General features: G+C 39.0%; 1 protein-coding gene and 1 pseudogene. One reads left to right on the plus strand and one right to left on the minus strand.

Annotated features, from left to right (window positions below; translation table 11 throughout):
- Positions 1–260: 260 nt before the first annotated feature.
- The gene (locus tag JC606_RS23205; protein ID WP_233090627.1) at positions 261–680 is read right to left on the minus strand and encodes a hypothetical protein; all 420 of its coding nucleotides are present in this window, start codon (positions 678–680) and stop codon (positions 261–263) included.
- A 60-nt stretch (positions 681–740) separates the two neighbouring features.
- Between JC606_RS23205 and JC606_RS23210 the strand changes: the two are divergent.
- A pseudogene (locus JC606_RS23210) lies at positions 741–859 on the plus strand (IS110 family transposase); the annotation flags it as partial.

Genomic DNA, 859 nt, shown 5'->3' on the forward strand with positions numbered 1-859 from the left:
GTACTCATAATTCTTTAATCGAAGTTGTTCTAAATAGCCCTTGGCAAAAGATGATTCTTCCTTTGGAACCATCGACTCTTTAATATCTTCGTACGAACACCCCACCACGAGTAATGAAAAAATGATGGCTATTATATACTTCACTTGTTTGATCTCTCGATAAGGTTGCTAACGCCTTACTAATGGGCGCATAAATGCTTGGCTAAAATTAGCGACGAAGGAGCGCAAGCCAAGCGTTTTGCGTCCTTTTGAGTAACTTGTTAGTTGCCGTTTTTGCAGAGGTATTTTAGTAACTCTGTGTAATTCGCTAATACTAAATTTACGGCTTCATCCATATTGTAAGATTCATCATCAATCATTTCAGCATCGTGATAAATCCGATACAATTTTCCATTAGCGCCATCATTTATGTTTATAAAATATGGATCACCGGAACCAAGTGAGCAACTAGCTACAGGTATGTATCCAAATTTCTTTACTGCGATTCCAGGATAAAACTCGTTAGCTTCGTTGAGGATTTGATTTTCATCGAGTAGTTTAAGGTTACCACCATCTAACTCAGATAGATCAGCGGACTCTGGAATTTCACAGTATTTCCCCACTAATTCATTTTTAATTATGAAAGCTTTCCAATACTCCGGAATCAAAGCCAATCTCCCTAGGCAACTAACAAATGACATGGATTCCCCCTACCGAGGATCTGCCACACTTATGTGGTACTTAATTGCACCGGAGGCACCATGTCTAATTATTCTTATTTCTGCGGTATCGACCTAGTCAAAAACCACTTTAGTCTTCATGCCGTAGACCAAAACGGTAAGGTCATACTTCATAAGTCAGTAACTCGCTCTAAACTGCT

Origin of the sequence: Vibrio sp. IB15, from assembly GCF_016406055.1 — a bacterium.
GTDB lineage: Bacteria > Pseudomonadota > Gammaproteobacteria > Enterobacterales > Vibrionaceae > Vibrio > Vibrio chagasii.

What these genes read in the sequence shown, in the direction of transcription:
- JC606_RS23205 (WP_233090627.1), bottom strand. Translation starts at nt 680, where the DNA reads ATGTCATTTGTTAGTTGCCTAGGGAGATTGGCTTTGATTCCGGAGTAT.